Raw genomic sequence first — 23095 nt, 5'->3', positions numbered from 1 at the left:
GCGGGCCAATCGAACAGTGGTTGAGGGCAGGGTGCCCTCAACCTGAGGTCTGATGTGGGAAAAACAAACCCTTGGCGTTGTGAGGCCTGTTGTGATCCCCTCGGTTCCGGCTAGAGCGCCCGCTATTCAGCCGCGACCGGCCGAAACAGAATCAGCCGTCCCTCGGCGCTGGCTGCGAGGCGAAGCGGGCGGGCCGCTGCATAGGCGGGTGAATGATACCAATCCATCGCCGCCGCCTCGGATGGGAAAGACACCAGCGCGGTCCAGTTGCCGGTCCAGTCGCCTTCAATCGCCTGATGGCTCTGCGCGCCGAAATGCACTGTGGCCCCGTGGTCTTGCAACGTCGCAAAAGACGCAGGGCCATATTGCTTAAAGAAGGTGTCGGCATCGGTCACGTCACTTTGGGCCAGCAGATAGACCGGATCCGATAGGGCGGCGCCGGTTGACAGGGCAAAAGCGGCAAGGGCGGTGAGGGCGGGTTTAAACATCTCAGTCTCCAATTGTGTGTCGATGGGCCAAGCGTTTCAGAACGGTCAGGGCACCGGCAGGGCCCAAAGCTGCACAGGGGGCGTGCGGGTTTGGCGCATCAACATGTCTGAGATCTGAGAAGGGCGGGGGCCAGAAATGCAAAACGGCGACACCCAGGGAGGAGGAGAGTGTCGCCGTCTTCTTTGCGATGCCCTCAGGGAGGAGGAGGAGGACATCGTATCTGGGTCAAGGGTGCGGTGACGTCCAGGGAGGAGGAGGACGTCACCGCTCTTGACAACGACCCGGGTCAAGGGAGGAGGAGAAGACCCGGCCGTATCTCGGTGCCTCTTGCGAGGCTGTCAGTTGCGGCGCTCCCAGGGAGGAGGAGGGGAGCGCCGCGCTTGACAACGAAAGATCTCAGGGAGGAGGAGAGATCCTTCGTATTCAGTGCGGTGACCTCAGGGAGGAGGAGGAGGTCACCGCCAGATCACAGAAGCCTCAGGGAGGAGGAGGAGGCTTCTGAACCCGTAAACTCTTGGCCTTAGGCTTGGTCGCCGTAGGCATGTTCCCATGCGATCGAGCGCAGCTGCGAGCGGCTCAGACCCAGGTCACGCAGTTCGCGGTCGCCAAGAACGGACATTTCGTTCAGGGTGGCGCGGAACAGCTTGCGGCGGGCGCGACGGTCCTTGAGGTCCTGGATCAGCGCCGCGAAGCGGTCTGCGATGCCAAAGGTCTCGGTGCGGATGATCGTTGCGTTTGCCATTGTTCTATCTCTCTTCGTTCGTCTGTTGCGCCGTATCGTCCGGCGCCGTGTCGACCGTGTTGTCGTTTTGTTGAGGCCAATATGTGCCTTTCGCTGCATTCGCACAACGGACGATGCTGCAACGCAGCTATGCAGCGAATGCATACGCAATGCTGACCTATTTACCCTTGGTTAAGCTTGCACCGCGCATTTTGGGCCGTTTCCCTTGGAAATAAGGGGTTTGGCTCAGGGTTTTTGGGTAGTCATCCTGTCGCATGTCGGCCCGTCTGTCGCTTTGGGCTTGTCTGTGGCTGAGAATCCGCCACCTTTCGAGGTCGAATCAAGATGGAGACTCCGATGGCCGTCACTACAGCCGATATCGAAACCGCCCTGTCGCAGATCGAACTGCCCGACGGTGGCACGCTGGTCAGTCGCGACCTGTTGCGGGCGATGCAGATCGACGGGGACACTGTGCGCTTTGTGATCGAGGCCGCCAGCCCGAATGAGGCCAAGATGATGGAACCGCTGCGGGCTGCTGCTGAACGCTGTGTGGCAGCGCTGCCGGGGGTCGCCAAGGCTTCGGTGGCTTTGACGGCGCATGGCCCCGCCGCGCCCGCGCAACCTGCCCCCAGCCTTAAGGTTGGGGGCCACCCCAAACCACAGGCGGGCCCGATGAAGCCCGCCGGCGTTGACCGCATTCTGGTGGTGGGGTCCGGCAAAGGCGGGGTGGGGAAATCCACCGTGTCCTCCAACCTCGCCGTGGCGCTGGCCAAACAGGGCCGCAAAGTGGGTCTGCTGGACGCCGATATCTACGGCCCGTCGCAGCCGCGGATGATGGGGATCAGCAAACGCCCCGCCAGTCCCGATGGCAAAACCATCGAGCCGCTGCACGCGCATGGTGTCACCCTGATGTCCATTGGCCTGATGCTGGACCCTGACAAGGCCGTGGTCTGGCGCGGTCCGATGCTGATGGGGGCCTTGCAGCAGATGCTGGGGCAGGTGAACTGGGGCGAATTGGACGTGCTGATCGTCGACCTGCCGCCGGGCACTGGGGATGTGCAACTAACCCTGTGCCAGAAAACCGTGCTGAACGGTGCCATCATCGTGTCCACCCCGCAGGACGTGGCGCTGATCGACGCGCGCAAGGCAATCGACATGTTCAACACGCTGAAAACCCCGATCCTGGGGCTGGTCGAAAACATGTCGGTGTTCCACTGTCCAGAATGTGGCCATGAGGCGCATATCTTTGGCCACGGCGGCGTGGCGAATGAAGCCAATGACATGGGTGTGCCGCTGCTGGCGCAGTTGCCGATTGACCTGGACACCCGTCTGGGCGGCGATGGCGGCGCACCAGTGGCCCTGGGCGACGGCCCTGTGGCTGCGGCCTATGCCAAGCTGGCCGAAGGGCTGGTAAAGGGTGGCATGGCCTGAGGTGGGATCAAGGGCGGCGCTGCGCCGCCCTTTGTGGTTTGCTGGTCACTTGCTGAGCTGTGTTTCAAACCGTCGGATATAGTCGCTGCAGATTGTGATGCGGCGCCCGTTGCGGGCATACCAGCTGCTGCCATCACATTGTTTGAGGACCAGACGCACCTTGGAGTGCCAGTCGATCCCTGCAAGCAATTGATGCGCGTCCTCTCGGAACCCGCTTTGTGCCAGCGCAAGGGGGAACGGGGCTTCCTCCACCGAAAATCCAACTTCGGTGATCCGTGCGGTGTCTGGCATTTCAAACTCCGCCAGCACGCGGCGCCAACTGCGGGCAACCTCGGTTGAGAAGTCGCGGCAGCTTGCGGCGGCATCGCCGTCCAGCCCCAAATCCTGAGCAAGCCCTGAGAATGTGTCAGGATCCTGCCCATAGAGCAGGCAGACAGAGCGCCCCGCGCGCTGTGTGTCATTGGTGTATTCTGAGAAGGCCTCCGCCGTATGCCCATCTGCCATATTCTGCCTGGCCCGCGCTGAAATGATGTCTTCGGCCCGTTCGGGGAAGTGGCGGTAAACATAAAGCGTGGCAAAATCGTCTGCGATGGCCTCCTCGGGGCCGAGGATGGGCAGATCAAATTCACGCAGCACAGCATGGCCGATTTCATGAGCTAAAACGTGTAGCATCCCGTCTTGGGTTTGTTGCGATAGGGGGGATTGTGCGTTGGAAGGCGCGGCCGACAGGCACAGCGCCGCACAGGCGGTCAGGGTAGGAAATAGATTTTTCAAAGTCATTCACCATAAATTTAGCCTGGCTAAAATTGCACATGGATGACGTATGCGCAATGTGGTCACAGGCATTGGCCCTTGAGGGCGTCTTTGCGGTGGTTTGGGAACAAAAAAGGCCCGTCACGATGACGGGCCTTTTTGCGTTCTGTGGGCGCGTTACTTCTTGCGGCGCGGCATGGCGTCGGGGCCGCGACGCGGGCCAGAGGGTTTGGGCTTGTCAAAGCTTTTGCCACCCGGTTTGCCGCCAGACTTGCCAGCTGGTTTGCCCCCCGGTTTGCCAAACTTGCCACCGGGCTTGCCACTGGGCTTGCCGCCCGGTTTGCCTTTGAAGTCCCCTTTGGGGCCATCGCGGAATTCACCCTTGGGTTTGCCCTTGAAACCTGCCTTGCCAGCAGGTTTCCCCGCAGGCTTGCCGCCTTTGGCTTCGGGCTTGCCCTCATAGCCGCCCTTTTTATGGCGTGGTTTGCGATCCTTGCTGTCGCCGTCGTCCTTACGGAAGGGTTTCTTGGCGTGGTCGTGGACCTCGGGATCACGCTTGGGCTTATCGAATTTGGGTTTATCCCCACGCGGTTTGTCCCCGCGAGGCTTCTCATTGTCGCGATTGTTGTCCCAATCCTTGGCCATCTGCTTGGGGTTCTTGCGCTTGCCCCAATCGTCGTCGCCCCCCCGTTCACCACGGTCCTCACGCGGTTTGCGCTCGCGACGCTCGCCGCGGTCGTCATCACGGCGCGGGCCCTTGCGATGGGGCTTGCGATCATCGTCAAACCGTTTGCGCGGCTCGGGCTTGGGCAGATCGGGCAGTTCGTCCACGGCCGCCACCCGCACGCCTTTTTCCATCTCGCCGCCATCGCCGATCTGGTTGAGGAAACGGGCGCGTGCCTTTTCGCCCAGTTCCACATAGGTCAGATCGCGGGCCACGCGGATGGCGCCAATTTCGTCTTTGGTCAGATCGGCCGAGCGCAGCAGCATCGGCAGCAGCCAACGCGCTTCGGCGCGTTCCTTGCGACCCACCGACAGGCTGACCCAGCCCGACGGACCCAGCTCTACACGGGGCTTGCGTTCCTTGCGGTCACTGACCGGGGCCAGTTCTTCCGGTGCCGAGTGGCGGGCCTCATGCAGCGCCAGATAGGCCTGCGCCAGCTGTGCGGCGCTGAATTTCTCGGTCAGTTGCGCCACCGCCTCGTGGCGGTCTTCCTCGGCAACCTCCCAAACGGGATCCTGCAGCATGCGTTCCTGATCGGCAGCACGCACGGCCTCTGCCGAAGGGGCATCGCCCCATTCGGCGCTCAGTTTCGCCCAGCCGAGCAGACGCTCTGCCTTCTTGCGAACCTTCGGCGTGGCGATCAGCACCGACACACCTTTACGGCCCGCACGGCCCGTCCGTCCCGAACGGTGCAGCAGGGTTTCGGAGTTGCTGGGCAATTCGGCATGGACCACCAGATCCAGTTTCGGCAGGTCGATACCACGCGCCGCCACATCGGTGGCCACACAGACACGGGCGCGGCCGTCGCGCATGGCTTGCAGCGCGTTGGTGCGTTCCTGTTGGGTCAGCTCGCCCGAGAGCGCCACCACCTGGAACCCACGGTTCGACAGGCGGGCGGTCAGGCGGGCGACCATCACACGGGTGTTGCAGAACACAATGGCGTTTTCCGCCTCATGCAGGCGCAGGGTGTTGATCACCGCCGCATCCACCTGATGCGGCATCACCGAGAAGCCCTTATACGTAATGTCGGCGTGCTGCGGTGTGTTCGAAATGGTGCGCACCCGCTCGGCATCGGAGGCCAGAAAGTTCTGCGCCAGCCGTTCGATGCCTTTGGGCACGGTGGCCGAGAACATCAGGGTGCGGCGGTCTTCGGGGGCGGAAGAGAGGATCAGTTCCAGATCCTCGGCAAAGCCCATGTCCAGCATCTCATCGGCTTCATCCAGAACCACGGCGCGGATCTGGGTCAGGTCGATGCTGCCGCGTTCAATATGGTCGCGCAGACGGCCGGGGGTGCCAACCACAATATGGGTGCCGCGTTCCAGGTTGCGCCGTTCGGTCCGCATGTCCATGCCGCCCACGCAGGACCCCAGTCGCGCATTACACTCTCTATAGAGCCATTCAAACTCGCGGCGCACCTGCAGCGCCAGCTCGCGGGTGGGGGCAATGATCAGGGCCAGCGGCGCACTGGCCGGCGGCAGGCTGTCACCTTCGTCCAGCAGGGTCGGGGCCAGTGCCAGACCAAAGCCAACGGTTTTGCCCGAACCGGTCTGTGCCGACACCAACATGTCCTTGGCTGCGCGTTCCGGATCCATCATCTCCTGCTGGACCTGTGTCAGCGTGTCATAGCCGCGTGCGGTGAGCGCGCCGGCGAGCGCCGGGTGAAGTTCGGAGGGCAGGGTCATGAAGTCATCCTTTGGCCCGCTTTCGGGCAGAGTGGCGCGGGCATGCGCGTGTGAAGGTCCGGCAGCTATCGGTTTTTAGCACAAAGGGAAAGGGATTTCTGGGAAAAGCCGCTATGCGTCGCAGGCTTTGCTGGCTTTCACCTGTGCGAGGCCAGGGTGCAAATGGGCGGATATGGGAACGATCCGGGAAAACCTGGGGCATTTGGGAAATCATGGAATCTGCCGGGGTTTGGGCTGAGATTGGAACGGGCGTCATCGGAAAGCGAATCACCTTTGCACTGCAAAATGCCAATTTTTATGGAATTTTCCCGTTTGTCCCGCTAAACCTTGCGCAGGTTTCGCCGTTCCCAACGGTGTGGGTGAAAAAATCTGGGAAAAAATGGGACAAAATTTGGGCAGCCCGTTTTGTCTATATATAGCGCTCCTACGCCGAAGTTCTGTCTATATAGGGTAGATTTTCCGTGAATTTCGCGTGAGGCGATTCTCTCTGAGAGTCAAGCGATCACAGAAATCCCGAAATTTCCTGTTGCGTCCCATGCTTTCCCATGCAATCCATGTTTCCACGATGAGGACGGGATCAAGGGGCAACAGACCCCGCTAAACAATAAGATCCGAGTCAGGTTTCATACAGGCACCCGCTTCATCGAAATTGAGATCCGGCGCGCGGGCGAGCAGACATCCCCCCAGGTGGCGCGCGCAGCTGGACAAGCCCGCAAAGCGGGACGAGGGCGGCGAATTGGGCAGTGGCAGCAGCTCAATTCGCCGTTTCGCTTTCTGGCCCTGGGGTGGCTGGCAGGCACAACGCCGCAAGGCAAATGAGAGGACGGGCCAGGACAGTGGGTCTGAGTTTCAGAGGCGAGTTCAACCAGAAGGTTGACGGCAAGGGTCGGATGTCGATCCCTGCTGATTTTCGCCGTGTGCTCGAATCCGGCGATCCGGCGCATCCCGATAATCCAAGTCCGCGTATGGTGGTCCTTTATGGTCCACACCTGAAGAACAAGCTTCAGGCCTATACGATCGAAGCGATGGCCGAGATCGAAGCCGACATCAAAGCGATGCCGCGCGGCTCCAAAAAACGTCAGATGGCCAGCCGGATGATCCTGGGCAAATCCTGGGAAACCGAGATTGACCGTGACGGTCGGATTGTTCTGCCGAAAGAGCGTCGCGCTCAGATCGAACTGGACGGCGAGGCGGTGATGGTGGCGATGGGTGACCATTTTGAGATCTGGAACGCCGCCACCTATGATGATGTAGAAAACGCCGAGATCGAGGCCTTCCTGGAAGACATGCCTGACGATTTCGATCCTTTGACCCTGTTGGATGATGCTGGAGGGGAATAAACCATGACCGATCAGGTCCACCCCTCTGATGATGCTCCTCACATTCCGGTTTTGATCCGCCCGCTGATTGCGGCGGTTTCACCCGTTTCGGGCGTTTGGCTTGACGGCACCTTCGGGGCAGGCGGCTACACCCGCGAGCTGCTGAAGGCCGGGGCTGGCAAAGTCTATGGCGTCGACCGGGATCCGCTGGCCTTTGAAATGGCTGCGCCTTGGGTGGGTGAGTATGGCGACCGGATTGAGCTGGTGCAGGGGGTTTTCTCTCGGCTGGATGAATATGCCAGCGATCTAGACGGTGTGGTGCTGGACCTCGGGGTCAGCTCGATGCAGCTGGATCTGGCTGAACGTGGCTTTTCCTTTATGAAAGACGGGCCGCTGGACATGCGGATGTCGCAGGACGGGCGCTCGGCGGCGGATATCGTCAATGAGGCCACTGAGGTGGAGCTGGCTGATATCCTGTTTCTTTACGGCGAGGAACGCGCCAGTCGCCGCATCGCCAAGGCAATCCTGCGCGAACGAGCGGATGCATCGATCACCTCAACATTGCGTCTGGCCGAAATCATCGAAGCCTGCCTGCCACGTAAGAAGCCGGGGCAAAGTCATCCGGCAACACGTTCGTTTCAGGCGCTGCGGATTGCGGTGAATGATGAATACGGTGAGCTGATCAAAGGGCTGGAAGCCGCCGAACGGGCGCTGAAGCCCGGTGGGCAGCTGGCCGTGGTGACCTTCCACTCGGTTGAGGACCGGATGGTCAAACGCTTTTTCCAGCAACGCTCGGGCAGTGCCAAGACCACCAACCGTTATGCGCCGATGCAAGAAGAAGATCCCGCACAGTTCACCGTGAAGTCGAAAAAGGCCATCGGCCCCGATGATCAGGAACTGGCGGAAAACCCACGGTCGCGTTCGGCCAAACTGCGGGTTGGGATCCGCACGGATGTACCGGCCGGTCCCTGTGACCGGAAGGGTTTGGGTATGCCGATGTTAAAGGGTCAAAAGTAATGCGTTCGTTTTTTGTCATCCTCACCGCACTGGCGGTTATGGCCACGGCTTTCTGGGCCTACCGTGAAAACTATCGCACCCAGGCGTCATTGGATGAAAGCGAAGAAATTCAACGTTCTATCGGAGAAGCCCGAGCACGTTTGGCGGTGCTGCGGGCGGAATGGGCCTATCTGAACCGCCCGGATCGTCTGCGCGAGCTGGCGGATATCAACTTTGAACGTTTGGGGCTATTGCCGCTGTCGCCTGAACAGTTTGGCAACGCCGATCAGGTGACCTACCCGATGGAAGACAGCACGCTGGTGATCACCGGCGCCATTGAAGTGTCGAACTTCGAGGCGCTCAGATGATCCGCACGCCGCTCCGTCCGCTTGCCCGCATCCTTGAGGCCCGCCGGCTGGGGGAAAACCCCGATGTGATCGAGCGCGAAAACATTCGCTTGCGCCATGAGGAAATGCGCGACCAGTCGCGTCAACGCGCTGAGGGGCGTTTGTTTATCCTCGGTCTGTTTTTCTGTGCAGCCTTTGTTGCTGTGGGCGGACGTATGGCGACCCTTGCAGCCTCTGAGCCGTCCGAGCCGCGCGCCAATGCCGCTGGCGCCTCCATTGTGGCGCAGCGGGCCGACATTGTGGACCGGGAAGGCCGCATTCTGGCGACCAATCTGGAAACATTCTCGCTTTACGCGGTGCCGCCGCAGATGATCGAGCCGGAACACGCCGCAACTGAACTGGCGCGGATTTTCCCTGAGCTGGACAAGAAAGACCTGCTGGAAGATTTCACCGGCAAACGTAAATTCCTGTGGATCCGCAAGAAACTCTCGCCCGAGCAGAAACAGGCGGTGCATGACATCGGTGAGCCGGGCCTGTTGTTTGGTCCGCGCGAAATGCGGCTTTATCCCAATGGCAAGCTGGCAGCTCATGTGATGGGCGGGGCTAGCTTTGGCCGCGAAGGTGTACATGCGGCTGAGGTGATTGGCGTCGCGGGCATTGAACGGTTGTTTGACGCCAAGCTGCGTGACCCGGCAAACGAAGGCAAAGCGTTGCAGCTGTCGCTGGACCTGCCGGTGCAGGCGGCGGCAGAGCGGGTGCTTTATGGCGGCATGAAACTGATGAACGCCAAGGGGGCCGCCTCGGTCCTTTTGGATGTGCACACTGGTGAAATCATCTCGATGGTGTCACTGCCGGATTTTGATCCCAATGACCGCCCGCAGGTGCTGACAGAAGGGGACGCAAGCGGCAGCCCGCTGTTCAACCGGGTGGTTCAGGGCGTCTATGAACTTGGCTCGACCTACAAGATTTTTGCCGCCGCGCAGGCGATGGAATTGGGGCTGGCGAACCCGCAAACGGTGTTTGACACTCGTGGGCCGCTGCGTTGGGGCAAACACAAGATCCGTGATTTCCGCAATTACGGCAATGAGCTGACCCTGACCAAGATCATCGTGAAATCCTCCAACATCGGCACCGCCCGTGTGGCGCAGATGATCGGTACAGAACGGCAGCAGGACTTCCTGCGCCGCCTCGGCCTGCTGGAGGCCACACCAGTTGAACTGACCGAAGCGTCGGGTGGCAAACCGTTGTTGCCGAAGAACTGGTCAGAATTGTCGACCATGACGATCTCTTATGGGCACGGGATTTCTGCCACGCCGATGCATCTGGCCTCGGCCTATGCGGCGATCGCCAATGGGGGCTATGTGGTGCAGCCGACCCTGTTGAAACAGGACGGGCCACAATACGGCGAACGGGTCATGTCGGCCTCGGTGGCTGCGGCCAGCCGGACTATGCTGCGCAAGGTTGTCACGGAAGGCACCGCCTCTTTTGGCGAAGTACCGGGCTATGCGGTGGGCGGCAAAACCGGCACCGCCGACAAGCCCAAACCCCGCGGCGGCTATTATGAGGACAAGGTGATCGCAACTTTCGCGACGCTGTTCCCGGCTCATGACCCAAAGTACGTTTTGGTGGTGACACTGGATGAACCGGTGGAAACCTCCGGCGACGAGCCGCGCCGCACCGCGGGCTGGACCGCCGTCCCGGTGGCCGCCGAAATGATCCGCCGCGTTGCCCCGCTGTTGGGGATGCGGCCCGAGATTGAACCCAGCTTGGGGGCTGATATAACCCTGACATCGAATTAACCGGGGCAAACGCCGGAAAGGCACACGATGGCAGAGCAGGCGAAAACGCTGAGCGATTTGGGGCTGACGGCCTCGGGCGGGCGGAACCCAGCAATTACAGATGTTTGTGTGGACAGCCGTGCCGTGGGGCAGGGGGCGTTGTTTGCCGCTTTACCCGGCACACAGGTGCATGGGGCACGCTTCATCCCGATGGCGCTGGAACTTGGCGCTGCGGCCGTTTTGACCGATGCCGAAGGGGCCGCTTTGGCTGCCGATGCGCTGGAAGCTGCCGATGTGGCGGTGGTGGTTGCCGAAGACCCGCGTCAGACGCTGGCCTATACGGCGGCCCTATGGTTCGGCGCACAGCCCGCCACGATGATTGCGGTCACCGGCACCAATGGCAAAACCTCTGTTTCTACCTTTGCCCGCCAGATCTGGATGGAGCTTGGCGAAGAGGCGGTGAACCTTGGCACTACCGGTGTTGAAGGGGCCTGGACCGCACCTTTGAGCCACACCACGCCGGAACCGATCACCCTGCATCGCACCCTGGCCGAGGCCGCAGCGGAGGGCATTTCCCATGCCGCGATGGAGGCCTCCTCCCACGGGTTGGCGCAGCGGCGTCTGGATGGCGTTCATCTGAAAGCGGCAGGCTTCACCAACTTCACCCAGGATCACCTCGATTATCACGAGACGTTTGAGGAATACTTCAATGCCAAGGCAGGTCTGTTCACCCGGGTGCTGCCCGAAGAGGGCACGGTGGTCGTGAACATCGACGATCCGCGTGGCCAGGATGTGGCAGCGCTGGCCGAGGAGCGGGGGCAGAGGCTGATCCGTGTCGGCCGGTCGCCCAATGCGGAATTGCAGCTGCAGGGCCTGCGGTTTGATGCCACCTCGCAAGAGGTGCGGTTTGCCTATCTCGGCAAGGTGCATCACATGCGGCTGCCGCTTATCGGCGGGTTTCAGGCGGAAAACGTGCTGCTGGCAGCCGGTCTGGTGATTGCCTGTGGGGCCAAGCCGGATGCGGTGTTTGAAACGCTGCCCAATCTCGGCACCGTGCGCGGCCGTATGCAATTGGCGGCAACCCGTGAAAACGGCGCGGCGGTGTTTGTGGATTACGCCCATACGCCGGATGCGGTGGAGACCGCGCTGAAGGCGTTGCGTCCCCATGTGATGGGGCGTCTGGTGGTGATTGTGGGCGCAGGCGGCGACCGCGATCGCACCAAACGTCCGCTGATGGGCAAGGCCGCAGCAGAAAACGCGGATCTCGTCATCATCAGTGACGACAATCCGCGCAGCGAAGATCCGGCAGTGATCCGGCAAGAGGTGCTGCTGGGCTGTCCTGACGCAATTGAGGTCGGCGACCGCGCCGAAGCGATCCTGCGCGGCATTGATGCCTTGGGTCCGGGGGATGCGCTGCTCATCGCGGGCAAGGGGCATGAAACCGGCCAGACCGTGGGTGACGTGATCTATCCTTTTGACGACGTTGAACAAGCCAGCCTGGCGGTCAGCGCATTGGACGGAGGTCTGGCATGACGCTTTGGACCGCGGAAGAGGCCGCCGCCGCAACCGGCGGCCAGGCAATTGGCGACTGGGCTGTCACGGGCGTTTCCATCGACACCCGCACGATCCAGCCCGGCGATCTGTTTGTGGCTCTGAAGGCGGCGCGGGACGGCCATGACTTTGTGGCGCAGGCCTTGGCAAAAGGCGCCGGGGCCGCATTGGTCAGCCACCGTCCGGAGGGCGTGGCTGAGGATGCGCCCCTGTTGATCGTTGAGGATGTTCTGCCGGGGCTTGAGGCACTTGGCATTGCGGCCCGTGCCCGTACGGCGGCGCAGGTTGTGGCGGTGACCGGCTCAGTCGGGAAAACTTCGACCAAGGAAATGCTGCGCGATGTCCTGTCGGCGCAGGGCAAAACCCATGTGGCTGAGGCCAGCTATAACAACCACTGGGGCGTGCCGCTGACTTTGGCGCGCATGCCCGCCGACACCGAATTTGCCGTGATCGAAATCGGCATGAGCAACCCCGGTGAAATTGCCCCGCTGGCCCGCATGGCGCGGCCGCATGTAGCGATGGTGACAACGGTAGCCGCCGCCCATCTAGAGGCGTTCGAAAACATCGACGGCATCGCCCATGAAAAGGCGGCAATCTTTGAGGGTTTGGAGCCAAACGGCACGGCCGTCAGCAACGGCGACCTTGGCACAGCCGCCATTCTTGAGGCCAAGGCGGCCGAGAAAGCCGGCAAAACCTTGCTGTTTGGTGAGGCGGAGCGCAACGCCTATCAAATCACCAAACTCTCCCTGATCGACACGGTCACCGTGGCCGAAGGGCAGGCGGGCGATCTGCCGGTGCTCTACAAAATCATGGCCGCAGGCCGCCACTTCGCCGTCAACGGCATGGGCGTGCTGGCCGTGGTGGAGGCGCTGGGGCTCGACGTGGCACTGGCGGCGGCAGATCTGGCGCGCTGGCTGCCCCCTGCGGGGCGCGGAATGCGTGAACGGATCCAGCTGGATCCGGTGCTCAGCGAACAAGTGGTCGAGCTGATTGACGACGCGTTCAACGCCAACCCCACCTCGATGACTGCCGCCTTGGAAGTGCTGGCGGCCGCCAAACCGCAAGACGGGCTGGGCCGCATCGAAAAGGGCCGCCGGATTGCCGTCCTTGGCGACATGCTGGAACTGGGGCCAGAGGAAATGCAGCTGCACGAAGCCGTGGCGGAGCTGCCGTTTCTGGCCGAGATCGATCTGATTCACTGCGTCGGGCCACGGATGAACCGGCTGTGGGCAAAACTGTCGGACAATATTCGCGGCGATTGGGTGGAAGAGGCCGAAACCATGGCCGATCGCGCCCATAGGTTGATCGACGCAGGTGACGTTGTGCTTGTGAAGGGATCTAAAGGAGCAAAAGTCTCCAAGGTTGTTGACGCGATCCGAAAACTGGGCCATGCCGCGCCCCATTCTGAATAAAGGGCCAGAGAATGCTATATTGGTTGACCGGACTGTCGGACGGTGGCGACTTCTTCAACTTGTTTCGCTACATCACCTTCCGCGCGGGCGGTGCCTTTATGACGGCGCTGATCTTTGGCTTCCTCTTTGGCAAGCCGCTGATCAACGTGCTGCGCCGCAAGCAGGGCAAAGGCCAGCCGATCCGCGATGACGGTCCGGAAGGGCATTTTGTCAAAGCTGGGACCCCCACAATGGGCGGGTTGCTGATCGTGGGCGCATTGCTGACCTCAACCGTGCTTTGGGCGCGGCTCGACAATCCCTTTGTCTGGCTGGTGCTCTTTGTGACCATGAGTTTTGCCGCCATTGGCTTTGCCGATGATTTCGCCAAAGTGTCCAAGCAGAACACCGCAGGCGTGCCGGGCAAGGTGCGTTTGCTGCTTGGCTTCCTGATCGCGGGTATCGCCGGCTATTGGGCGGCGTGTTACCACCCTGAAGGGCTGCAAAACCAACTGGCGCTGCCGGTGTTCAAAGACACACTGCTCTACCTGGGCTACTTCTTTGTGCCGTTTTCGATGATCGTCATCGTGGGCTCCGCCAATGCGGTGAACCTGACCGATGGACTGGATGGTCTGGCGATCATGCCGGTGATGATTGCGGCCGGTGCGCTGGGGGTGATTGCCTATGCGGTGGGCCGCGTCGATTTCACCTCTTATCTGGACGTGCATTACGTGCCGGGCACCGGGGAGATCCTGATTTTTGTGGCCGGCCTCATCGGCGGCGGTCTGGGCTTCCTGTGGTACAACGCCCCGCCTGCGGCTGTGTTCATGGGCGACACCGGTTCACTGGCTCTGGGGGGCGCATTGGGAGCGATCGCCGTGGCCACCAAGCACGAGATTGTCTGGGCCGTAATCGGCGGCCTGTTTGTGGTCGAGGCGCTGAGCGTGATCATCCAAGTCCTCTATTTCAAACGCACCGGCAAGCGGGTGTTCCTGATGGCGCCAATCCACCATCACTATGAGAAAAAGGGTTGGGCCGAACCGCAGATCGTGATCCGCTTCTGGATCATCGCCCTGATCCTCGCCATGATCGGACTGGCCACGCTGAAAGTGCGGTAGGCGCTATTTGAGTGGAGAATTAAGAAGCGTGTCCAAAAAGGGCGCGCTTTTTTCATGCCCGCTACACAAGGGTTAGCGGACACGAAGAGGAGTAATTGATGATCAATGAAAGCGGATCTTGCTGCCGTTGCTCGGCTTTTTGTCTGCGGATTAGGAATGTGATGAAAGGTGCAAAGCCAATGCGCAGCAACAAGAAGCAAAGAAACCAGGATGAAAGAGCCAGATTAGAGATGCGTTGAGCGGCCCAACTTGCTGGGGTTCCCGAAGGGCCAAGCTGATCACCTTTGATTGTTTGACATATGGTTTACTCAATCTCACTTGTTCCCCTTGATATCTGTACGTCCCAATGCTCAAGCAAATTGCTGAAAGAAAGCCAAAGCCGATGGCGATCGCTGGCGAGGCGCTTAGTAGCAAGACGCAAGCCCACAATAGGAAAACCGAACACCACTTCAGAGTTTGATTTGGCATTGCGCAACCTCTGGCAATTTCTTGGTTCAAGAGACCAATAGTTTCGCATCTGAGTTTTGTCTGCTTTGGGCACGCGTATCAATCCACTAGTTGACCAAGGAAACGAGAGTTCCGAGTATGACTTGCAACAGGTGCGCTCGCAGGTCTTTGGAACCCATTCCTCTCCTCCATCACCCATCTATCCTATCCCCTCACATTCCCCCACTGGCAAAACTGCGCATAATTCGGTAGCGCTGAATTAAGCAAATTTATGGGGGCGCGTATGATTCCGGTATCGGGTTTTGAGGGCAAGTCGGTTGCCATTCTGGGGCTGGGTCGCTCAGGCCTTTCGGCAGCGCGCGCGTTGGAGGCCGGGGGCGCCACGCCGGTCTGCTGGGATGACAATGCCGCCGCACGCGAGCGGGCTGAGGGCGAAGGCTTTGAGATCCGCGATCTTGGCCGTTCCGGCGCTTTTGAGGGGATCGCCTGGCTGGTGGTCAGCCCCGGTATTCCGCATCTTTACCCCACCCCGAACAAGGTGATCGCCGCCGCCTGGGAGGCCGGTGTGCCGGTCGACAATGACATCGGGTTGTTCTTCCGCTCTTTCGGATCGGGGGCCTGGGACATGTACGACCAGCCGCCGCGTGTTGTGGCAGTGACCGGGTCCAACGGAAAATCCACCACTTCGGCGCTGATCCACCATGTGCTGACCGAAGCAGGTAAGCCAGTCCAGCTGGCAGGCAACATTGGCCGCGGTGTGCTGGACATCGACCCGCCTGAGGATGGTGGCGTGGTGTTGCTGGAGCTTTCCAGCTATCAGACGGATCTGGCACGTGCCCTGACACCGGATATTGCCGTCTTTACCAACCTCAGCCCGGATCATCTGGACCGGCACGCGGGCATGGGCGGGTATTTCGCCGCCAAACGTCGCCTCTTTGCCGAAGGTGGGCCGGACCGCGCCATCATTGGCGTGGACGAAGCAGAAGGCCGCTATATGGTCAACCAGCTGACCCATGGGGCAGCGGATGATCGGGTGATCCGAATTTCCGCGGCGGGCAAGCTTTCAGGGCCAGGCTGGAACGTCTTTGCCCGCAAAGGGTTCCTCAGCGAATATCGCAAGGGCCGTCAGGCGGGATCCATCGACCTGCGCAAGGTGCCGGGGCTGCCCGGCGCGCATAACCATCAAAACGCCTGCGCCGCCTATGCCGCCTGCCGCGCCTTGGGGCTGGCGCCGCGCATGATCGAAGATGCCTTCCACACCTTTGCCGGCCTGCCCCATCGCAGCCAGCGTGTGGGTGAGAAGGACGGCGTGTCCTTCGTGAACGATTCCAAAGCCACCAATGTAGATGCGGCACTGAAGGCGCTGCAGGCGTTCGACAACATCCGCTGGATCTGCGGCGGGCTGGAAAAAGAAGGCGGGCTTGCGGCGCTGGAACCGGCGCTGTCCCATGTTTCCAAAGCCTATGTCATTGGTCGCGAGGCGGCGCAGTTTGCCCTGCAGCTGGAAGGCTGCGACGTGGCGGTCTGCACCACAATGGCCGCGGCCGTAGCGCAGGCCAGCGCTGAGGCGGAGGACGGCGATACCGTCTTGCTGGCACCAGCGGCGGCCAGTTTTGATCAATACGACAGCTTTGAAAAACGGGGCGAGGATTTCATTGCCGAGGTCTCTAAACACCTTGGCTAGTTCTGCTTGGGAAAATATCCTGGGGAGTGAACGGTCAAAATCCCATTTTGACCGGAGAGGGGCAAAGCCCCTTTCCTTTGGCCGTTTGCGGCTCGGGACTTAAATGCGCGCCCTGAGCGCTGTGCCCGCCGCATGGCCCGACGACCAGGCCCATTGGAAATTGAAGCCGCCCAACCAGCCGGTCACATCCGCCGCTTCGCCGATCACATAAAGGCCGGGAACGGTCTTGCTCTCCATCGTTTTGGAGGACAGCCCGTCGGTGTCCACGCCGCCCAGAGTGACCTCAGCGGTGCGGTAGCCTTCGGAACCGGACGGCAACAGGCGCCAGTGGGTCAAACGGTCCACCAGAATCTGGAGGGCAGCATCGGATTGATCCGCCAACCGCTGTTTCAGACCCAACTCGTCTGTCAGAAAGTCCACCAGACGGCCGGGCAGCAGGGTGGACAGTTCACTGCTTAACTGCCTGCGCCCGGCCTTTTGGCGCTGATCGCGCAACAGGATGAACGGGTCTGAAGCGGGGAATAGGTTGATCGCAATCTCTTCGCCCTCTTGCCAATAAGATGAGATCTGCAGGATCGACGGGCCGGAAAGGCCGCGGTGGGTGAACAGCAGAGCTTCGTCAAAGCTTTTGCCGCCTGCAGTGGCCCTTACCGGCAGCGACACGCCTGAGATCGCGGCAAACCGTTTGTCGCTAAATGTCAGCGGCACCAGACCGGCGCGGGTGTCTGTGACCGCCATGTTGAACTGGCGGGCCAGATCATAGGCCAGCCCCGTCGCCCCCATCTTGGGGATCGACTTGCCACCAGTGGCCAGCACCAGCGTGTCGCAGGTCACGGTCTTGCGTTTGCCCTCGCTCTCGATCCGCAGAGCGAAGCCGCTCTCGGTCTTGCTGACTTCGTTGATCGAGGTTTTCAGCCACAGCGTCGCCCCCGCGCGGGCCATTTCATCCAGCAGCATTGCAATGATCTGTTTGGCACTGTCATCGCAGAACAGCTGGCCGAGAGTTTTCTCATGGTAGGCGATGCCGTGGCGGGCCACCATGTCGATGAAATCCCATTGGGTGTAGCGGGCCAGCGCGGACTTATGGAAATGCGGGTTGCCGCCCAGAAAATTCTCCGGGCCGGCATACATGTTAGTGAAGTTGCAGCGCCCGCCGCCCGAGATGCGGATCTTCTCACCTGGGGCTTTGGCGTGGTCCAGCACCAGCGTGTCGGGGCCTGCGTGGATGGCGCACATCATGCCGGCGGCACCGGCACCAAGGATCACGGTTTTATAGTGGCTGGGTTTCTGCATGGGCGCGGGGTGCCTGAGTGGCGGTGAAATTGCAAGGGATCTGGTGCGGAGGGCTGGGAATTTGAGTATTTTGGGCAAGATGAAAGGCGCGCAGCCCGTGACCTTAAGCGGGGTCTTGCGGGGATCAGTTCGAGCGGGATTATCGCTAGCCTGATTGCGGCTTTCGCGGTAAGGTAGGGACAGACCCCGCAAAGGGGCAGTGATCGAGGCAGTAAGAGTAGTTTCCCATGACAGCAATGGTGCATGGTTCTGTCCCTGTGCGGGATGTGGAGCCGGTTCTCCCGAAATGGTGGCGTACGCTGGATAAGCTGACGGTGTCCTGCATCCTGATCCTGTTTGGGATCGGCTTGCTGTTGGGGTTTGCGGCCTCACCGCCTTTGGCGGAAAAGAACGGGTTTCAGCCTTTTCACTATGTTGAGCGGCAGGCGATTTTTGGTGGCACGGCGCTGTTGGCGATGTTCCTGACCTCGATGATGAGCCCGCAGCTGGTGCGCCGCCTGGCAGTGATCGGGTTTTGCTGTGCTTTGATTGCCGTTCTTGGGCTGCCGTTTTTCGGCACGGATTTCGGCAAAGGGGCGGTGCGCTGGTATTCGCTGGGCTTTGCCTCTCTGCAGCCGTCGGAGTTCCTGAAGCCGGGCTTCATTGTGGTGGCCGCCTGGTTGCTGGCCGCCAGTCAGGAAATCAACGGCCCGCCGGGGCGGCTGTGGTCGTTCCTGCTGACCGGTTTCATTGTGGTGGTGCTGGCGTTGCAGCCGGACTTTGGCCAGGCTTCGCTGATCTTGTTCGGCTGGGGTGTGATGTATTTTGTGGCGGGTGCGCCGATGATGCTTTTGGTGGGCATGGCGGGGCTGGTCATTCTGGGTGGCACCTTTGCCTATAACAACTCGGAACATTTTGCCCGCCGGATTGACGGGTTCCTCAACCCCGACATCGATCCAACCACCCAGATCGGTTATGCCACCAACGCCATCCGCGAAGGGGGCTTCTTTGGGGTTGGCGTGGGCGAGGGCGAGGTGAAATGGTCGCTGCCCGATGCCCATACTGATTTCATCATTGCCGTTGCGGCCGAGGAATACGGACTGGTGCTGGTTTTGGTGGTGATCGCACTCTATGCGCTGATCGTCATGCGGTCCTTCTACCGGTTGATCAAAGAACGCGACCCGTTCATCCGGCTGGCGGGCACTGGCCTGGCGGCGATGTTCTCGGTGCAGGCGCTGATCAACATGGGGGTGGCGGTGCGGCTGTTGCCCTCCAAGGGCATGACCTTGCCCTTTGTCAGCTATGGCGGCTCTTCGTTGATTGCAGGCGGGATTGCGGTTGGGATGCTTCTGGCCTTCACCCGCAGCCGGCCGCAGGGCCAGATCGGCGATATTCTGCGAGGCCATAGACGTTAAGGGGCTGTGCGGCTTTCCAAGCGGGCGCATTTTCTTTTAAAGGACACATCCGGGGCGTTCTGAGCGGATCAGGACGCCCCAAATTCAAACGAAGGTAATATCCGGTCTTTCACGAAAACCGGGCAGGAGGCAGACAATGGCGGCGCCGCTTTTGGTGATTGCAGCAGGGGGAACCGGCGGACATATGTTCCCGGCGCAGGCTCTGGCAGAGGTGATGTTGCGCAGGGGTTGGCGGGTGAAACTGTCCACCGACGCCCGCGGTGCGCGCTACACCGGCGGCTTCCCGCATATGGTGGAGATCGAACAGGTGTCCTCGGCCACCTTTGCCCGTGGCGGTCTGCTGGCCAAGGCGCTGGTGCCGTTCCGCATTTTGGGCGGCGTGTTGGGCATGAGTGTGAAGATGCTGCGCGACAGGCCGGATGTGGTTGTCGGCTTCGGTGGATACCCCTCGATCCCGGCGCTGGCGGCGGCGACCTTGCTGCGCAAGCCGCGCATGATCCATGAACAAAATGGCATTTTGGGGCGGGTGAACCAGCTGTTTGCCAAACGTGTGGATGCGGTGGCCTGTGGCACCTGGCCCACGGCCCTGCCCGAAGGGGTGGAGGGTCACCATGTTGGCAACCCTGTGCGCGGCGCAGTGCTGGAACGCGCCGGCGCAGGCTATATTGCCCCCGGGGATTATCCGATGGAATTGCTGGTGATCGGCGGCAGCCAGGGCGCGCGCATCCTGTCGGATGTAGTGCCCGCCGCGATTGCTGAGCTGCCGATTGAAATCCTGCGCAACGTGCGTGTGGCCCATCAGGCACGCGAAGAGGATCTGGAGCGTGTCAGCACCTTTTATGCCGAACACGGCATTGCCGCCGATGTGCAGACCTTCTTTACCGATGTGCCGCGCCGGATGAGTGAGGCACAGCTGGTCATTTCGCGTTCAGGCGCGTCTTCGGTGGCCGATATCAGCGTGATCGGGCGCCCCTCGATCCTGATCCCCTTTGCGGCGGCGACTGGCGACCACCAGACCGCCAATGCGCGTGGGCTGGTGGATGCGGGTGCGGCTATTCTGGTGCCGGAAAACCGGCTTGAAGTTGCCTCGCTTTGTGCGCAGATAGCGCTGGTTCTGGGCGAGGCGCAGGGCGCGTCGCTGATGGCGCAGGCGGCGCTGTCGCAGGGCAAACCCGAAGCGGCGCAGGAATTGAGCGAGATGGTCGAGGCGCTGGCAGCGGCTGGCAAAGCACGGAAAGGCAAGGCATGAGTGCAGCAACCAAACTCCCCGTTGATGTGGGGCCGATCCATTTTGTCGGCATTGGCGGCATTGGCATGTCGGGCATCGCTGAGGTTCTGCTGAACCACGGCTACACCGTGCAGGGCAGTGACCTGAAAGCTTCGAAAATCACCGAGCGGCTGGAAGGCATGGGGGCCAAGGTCTTTGTGGGTCAGGCTGCGCAGAACCTAGCGGGCGCTGAGGTCATCGTAATCTCCTCCGCGATCAAACCGGGCAACCCGGAACTGGACGAAGCCCGCCGATTGGGCCTGCCGGTGGTGCGCCGTGCCGAAATGCTGGCCGAGCTGATGCGGCTGAAATCAAACGTTGCTGTCGCAGGTACCCACGGCAAGACCACAACCACCACAATGGTGGCCACGCTGCTGGATGCGGGCGGGGTGGATCCGACCGTGATCAATGGCGGGATAATTCACGCCTATGGGTCAAACGCACGTGTCGGCACCTCGGACTGGATGGTGGTTGAGGCGGATGAAAGCGACGGCACCTTCAACCGTTTGCCCGCAACCATTGCCATCGTGACCAATATCGATCCCGAACATATGGAACACTGGGGCACCGAAGAGGCGCTGCATCAGGGGTTCTACGAATTTGTCTCGGGCATTCCCTTTTACGGTCTGGCGATCTGCTGCACCGATGATCCGGACGTTCAGGCACTGGTGGGCAAAATCACCGACCGCCGTGTGGTGACCTACGGGTTCAACGCGCAGGCTGACGTGCGGGCGATCAATCTGCACTATGAAAAAGGCGCTGCGATTTTTGATGTGGCTTTGCAGGCCGAGGACATGGTTGTTGAAGGCTGCACCCTGCCGATGCCGGGGGATCACAACGTCTCCAACGCCCTGTCCGCCATTGCCGTGGCGCGCCATCTGGGCATGAAGGGAGATGAGATCCGCGAGGCTCTGGCCGGTTTCAAAGGCGTGAACCGTCGTTTTACCCGTGTGGGAGAGGTGAATGGCGTTACCATCATCGATGACTATGGCCATCACCCGACCGAAATCGCCGCTGTGCTGAAAGCCGCCCGTCAGGCGACCGAGGGGCGTGTTATCGCCGTGCACCAGCCGCACCGCTACACCCGCCTGAGCCATCACTTCGAAGAGTTCTGTGCCTGTTTCAATGAGGCCGATGTGGTCGGCATCGCCGAGGTCTTTGCCGCCGGGGAAGACCCCATTGAGGGTGCCGGTCACGAAGATCTGGTGGCCGGTCTGATCCGCCACGGCCATCGCCACGCTCGCACCGTCCAATCCGAGGCGGATCTGGAACGGCTGGTTCGCGAACAGACCCAGCCGGGCGACATGGTGGTCTGCCTTGGGGCAGGGACCATTTCGGCCTGGGCCAACGGGCTGCCCAAGCGGTTGCAGGGCTGATTGCAGCGCTGGCTAAGTAAACAATTGACAGAGCGGTCTGTTTTCGCTGCTCTGTCGCGCGAAAATGGTTCTGAGCATCTGCCCCGCAGATGAGTCGCTTTTGAGTATTTAACGAACAGTGAAATTGCAGCGGGAGGCCCCGAGGTGGCTGACGCTTTAAAAAGACGGATCGGTCTGGGATTGCTCACTGCCTATGGCGTGGGGGTGATGATCGGCGCGGGCATCTATGTGCTGGTGGGCGCGGTTGCGGCAGAGGCCGGGATCTGGGCGCCTTTGGCCTTTCTGGGGGCCGGATTGGTCGCCGCGCCCACGGCCTTGTCCTATGCAGAGTTTTCCACCCGCCTGCCCGAGGCGGGCGGTGAGGCAGTCTATGTTGCTAAAGGTCTGGGTCTGAACGGTCTGGGCGTGTTGGTGGGGCTGGCTATTGTCTGCGCCGGCTCTGTTTCAGCTGCGGCGGTGTTGCGGGGCGGCGCGGGCTATTTAACCAGCGTTGTGCCGCTGCCCTTTGAGGTGACAGTGGTGGTCATGGGGGGCATTCTGGTTGCTGTGGCAATCCTCGGCGTGTTGGAGAGCCTTGCGCTGGCGGCGGTGTTCACTGTGGTTGAGTTGATCGGGCTGGCGCTGGTGGTCTGGGCGGGATTTGCCGCCCCCCCGTCGCTTGACATGGTGGCAAATGCGCCGCCCGTCTGGGCCGGTATCGGGGCAGGGGCCGTTCTGGCCTTTTTTGCCTTCATCGGTTTTGAAGACATTGTGAACATGGCCGAGGAGGTCAAACAACCCGAACGTACCTTGCCACGGGCCATCCTGATGTCGCTGGTGGTGACGTCTGTGATTTACGGTCTGGTGGCCTATGCAGCGGTGCGGGCCGTGCCGCTGGCGCAACTGGGGGCAAGTGAGCAACCGCTGGCGCTGGTCTGGCAGGCGGGGATGGGGGGCTCTATTGCTTTCCTGTCGCTGATCGCCGTAGCGGCGGCGCTGAACGGCGTTTTGGCGCAGATTGTAATGGCTGCACGGGTGCTGTTTGGGGTGGGGCGGCGCACCGCTGTTCTGTCGCTTTTTCACCACGCCTCGCCAAGATTTGGAACGCCGCTGACGGCCACCCTGTTGATTGGCGCGGCTGTGGTCCTGGCGGCGCTGGCTCTGCCGGTCTCGGCTCTGGCTGAAGTGACGGCCACCCTGTTGCTTTGTGTGTTTGTGAAGGTGAATCTATCGTTGATCCTAATGAAATCCCGCAGTCCCGAAGCCCCATTCCGGGTGCCGATGGCAGTGCCGGCGCTGGGTCTGTTGGCGGCCCTGGCCGCTTTGGCGTTGAGCTTTGGGCAGTGAGAGACGGAGCA

General features: G+C 61.1%; 19 protein-coding genes. 14 read left to right on the top strand and 5 right to left on the bottom strand.

Going from position 1 to position 23095, the window contains the following annotated elements; translation table 11 throughout:
- Positions 1–122 precede the first annotated feature (122 nt).
- Positions 123–488, bottom strand: a complete 366-nt coding sequence (locus SIC14_RS19270) for a DUF1330 domain-containing protein (protein ID WP_412563527.1) — start codon at positions 486–488, stop codon at positions 123–125.
- Between the two features lie 521 nt (positions 489–1009).
- Positions 1010–1231: a DUF1127 domain-containing protein gene (locus SIC14_RS19265; protein WP_412563526.1), complete on the bottom strand. Its 222-nt coding sequence runs from the start codon at positions 1229–1231 to the stop codon at positions 1010–1012.
- A 336-nt stretch (positions 1232–1567) separates the two neighbouring features.
- Here SIC14_RS19265 and SIC14_RS19260 point away from each other — a divergent pair, with 336 nt between their 5' ends.
- Positions 1568–2641 carry an Mrp/NBP35 family ATP-binding protein gene (locus SIC14_RS19260; protein WP_412563525.1) on the top strand — a complete coding sequence of 358 codons (1074 nt, stop codon included), beginning with the start codon at positions 1568–1570 and terminating at the stop codon, positions 2639–2641.
- Positions 2642–2686: 45 nt separating this feature from the next.
- On the opposite strand, the gene SIC14_RS19255 is transcribed toward SIC14_RS19260, so the two are convergent.
- A complete protein-coding gene (locus SIC14_RS19255; RefSeq protein WP_412563524.1) occupies positions 2687–3313 on the bottom strand; it encodes a DUF4344 domain-containing metallopeptidase in 627 nt (208 codons plus the stop codon).
- Positions 3314–3571: 258 nt separating this feature from the next.
- Entirely contained in the window at positions 3572–5800 is a 2229-nt protein-coding gene (locus SIC14_RS19250; RefSeq protein WP_412563523.1) for a DEAD/DEAH box helicase, read from the bottom strand.
- A 113-nt stretch (positions 5801–5913) separates the two neighbouring features.
- On the opposite strand from SIC14_RS19250, the gene SIC14_RS19245 reads away from it, so the two are divergent.
- The 9 genes from SIC14_RS19245 (at position 5914) to murD (ending at position 16428) form a co-directional block, all read left to right on the top strand.
- A complete protein-coding gene (locus SIC14_RS19245; protein ID WP_412563522.1) occupies positions 5914–6219 on the top strand; it encodes a hypothetical protein in 306 nt (101 codons plus the stop codon).
- 417 nt (positions 6220–6636) lie between these two features.
- Entirely contained in the window at positions 6637–7140 is a 504-nt protein-coding gene (gene mraZ / locus SIC14_RS19240; RefSeq protein WP_412563521.1) for a division/cell wall cluster transcriptional repressor MraZ, read from the top strand.
- A gap of 3 nt (positions 7141–7143) precedes the next feature.
- Positions 7144–8136, top strand: coding sequence for a 16S rRNA (cytosine(1402)-N(4))-methyltransferase RsmH (rsmH, locus tag SIC14_RS19235; RefSeq protein WP_412563520.1), 993 nt, complete (start codon positions 7144–7146; stop codon positions 8134–8136).
- Entirely contained in the window at positions 8136–8483 is a 348-nt protein-coding gene (locus SIC14_RS19230; RefSeq protein ID WP_412563519.1) for a cell division protein FtsL, read from the top strand. The genes rsmH and SIC14_RS19230 overlap by 1 nt, the downstream gene beginning before the upstream one ends.
- On the top strand, positions 8480–10261 hold the full coding sequence (locus SIC14_RS19225; protein ID WP_412563518.1) for a peptidoglycan D,D-transpeptidase FtsI family protein: 1782 nt from the start codon (positions 8480–8482) through the stop codon (positions 10259–10261). The genes SIC14_RS19230 and SIC14_RS19225 overlap by 4 nt, the downstream gene beginning before the upstream one ends.
- Positions 10262–10288: 27 nt before the next feature.
- Entirely contained in the window at positions 10289–11773 is a 1485-nt protein-coding gene (locus tag SIC14_RS19220) for a UDP-N-acetylmuramoyl-L-alanyl-D-glutamate--2,6-diaminopimelate ligase (RefSeq protein WP_412563517.1), read from the top strand.
- Positions 11770–13203, top strand: a complete 1434-nt coding sequence (locus SIC14_RS19215) for a UDP-N-acetylmuramoyl-tripeptide--D-alanyl-D-alanine ligase (protein WP_412563516.1) — start codon at positions 11770–11772, stop codon at positions 13201–13203. The genes SIC14_RS19220 and SIC14_RS19215 overlap by 4 nt, the downstream gene beginning before the upstream one ends.
- 11 nt (positions 13204–13214) lie before the next feature.
- Complete coding sequence (mraY, locus tag SIC14_RS19210) at positions 13215–14297, top strand: phospho-N-acetylmuramoyl-pentapeptide-transferase (RefSeq protein ID WP_412563515.1); 1083 nt, start codon at positions 13215–13217, stop codon at positions 14295–14297.
- Positions 14298–15027: 730 nt separating this feature from the next.
- A complete protein-coding gene (gene murD, locus SIC14_RS19205; RefSeq protein ID WP_412563514.1) occupies positions 15028–16428 on the top strand; it encodes a UDP-N-acetylmuramoyl-L-alanine--D-glutamate ligase in 1401 nt (466 codons plus the stop codon).
- Between the two features lie 99 nt (positions 16429–16527).
- On the opposite strand, the gene SIC14_RS19200 is transcribed toward murD, so the two are convergent.
- A complete protein-coding gene (locus tag SIC14_RS19200) occupies positions 16528–17721 on the bottom strand; it encodes an NAD(P)/FAD-dependent oxidoreductase (protein WP_412563513.1) in 1194 nt (397 codons plus the stop codon).
- Positions 17722–17948: 227 nt separating this feature from the next.
- Between SIC14_RS19200 and ftsW the strand changes: the two genes are divergently transcribed.
- The 4 genes from ftsW (at position 17949) to SIC14_RS19180 (ending at position 23084) form a co-directional block, all read left to right on the top strand.
- Positions 17949–19115, top strand: a complete 1167-nt coding sequence (ftsW, locus tag SIC14_RS19195; protein WP_412563512.1) for a putative lipid II flippase FtsW — start codon at positions 17949–17951, stop codon at positions 19113–19115.
- 136 nt (positions 19116–19251) lie between these two features.
- Positions 19252–20364: a UDP-N-acetylglucosamine--N-acetylmuramyl-(pentapeptide) pyrophosphoryl-undecaprenol N-acetylglucosamine transferase gene (locus SIC14_RS19190; protein WP_412563511.1), complete on the top strand. Its 1113-nt coding sequence runs from the start codon at positions 19252–19254 to the stop codon at positions 20362–20364.
- Positions 20361–21758 (top strand): UDP-N-acetylmuramate--L-alanine ligase, encoded by a 1398-nt coding sequence (gene murC / locus SIC14_RS19185; RefSeq protein WP_412563510.1) that lies wholly within the window; start codon positions 20361–20363, stop codon positions 21756–21758. The genes SIC14_RS19190 and murC overlap by 4 nt, the downstream gene beginning before the upstream one ends.
- 144 nt (positions 21759–21902) lie before the next feature.
- Positions 21903–23084: an APC family permease gene (locus SIC14_RS19180; protein WP_412563509.1), complete on the top strand. Its 1182-nt coding sequence runs from the start codon at positions 21903–21905 to the stop codon at positions 23082–23084.
- Positions 23085–23095: the final 11 nt, after the last annotated feature.

The organism is Thalassobius sp. MITS945101, assembly GCF_047123305.1.
Taxonomy (GTDB): domain Bacteria; phylum Pseudomonadota; class Alphaproteobacteria; order Rhodobacterales; family Rhodobacteraceae; genus Thalassobius.
Note: the sequence above shows the minus strand (reverse complement) of the source record. Positions and strands in the feature narration are given on the sequence as shown.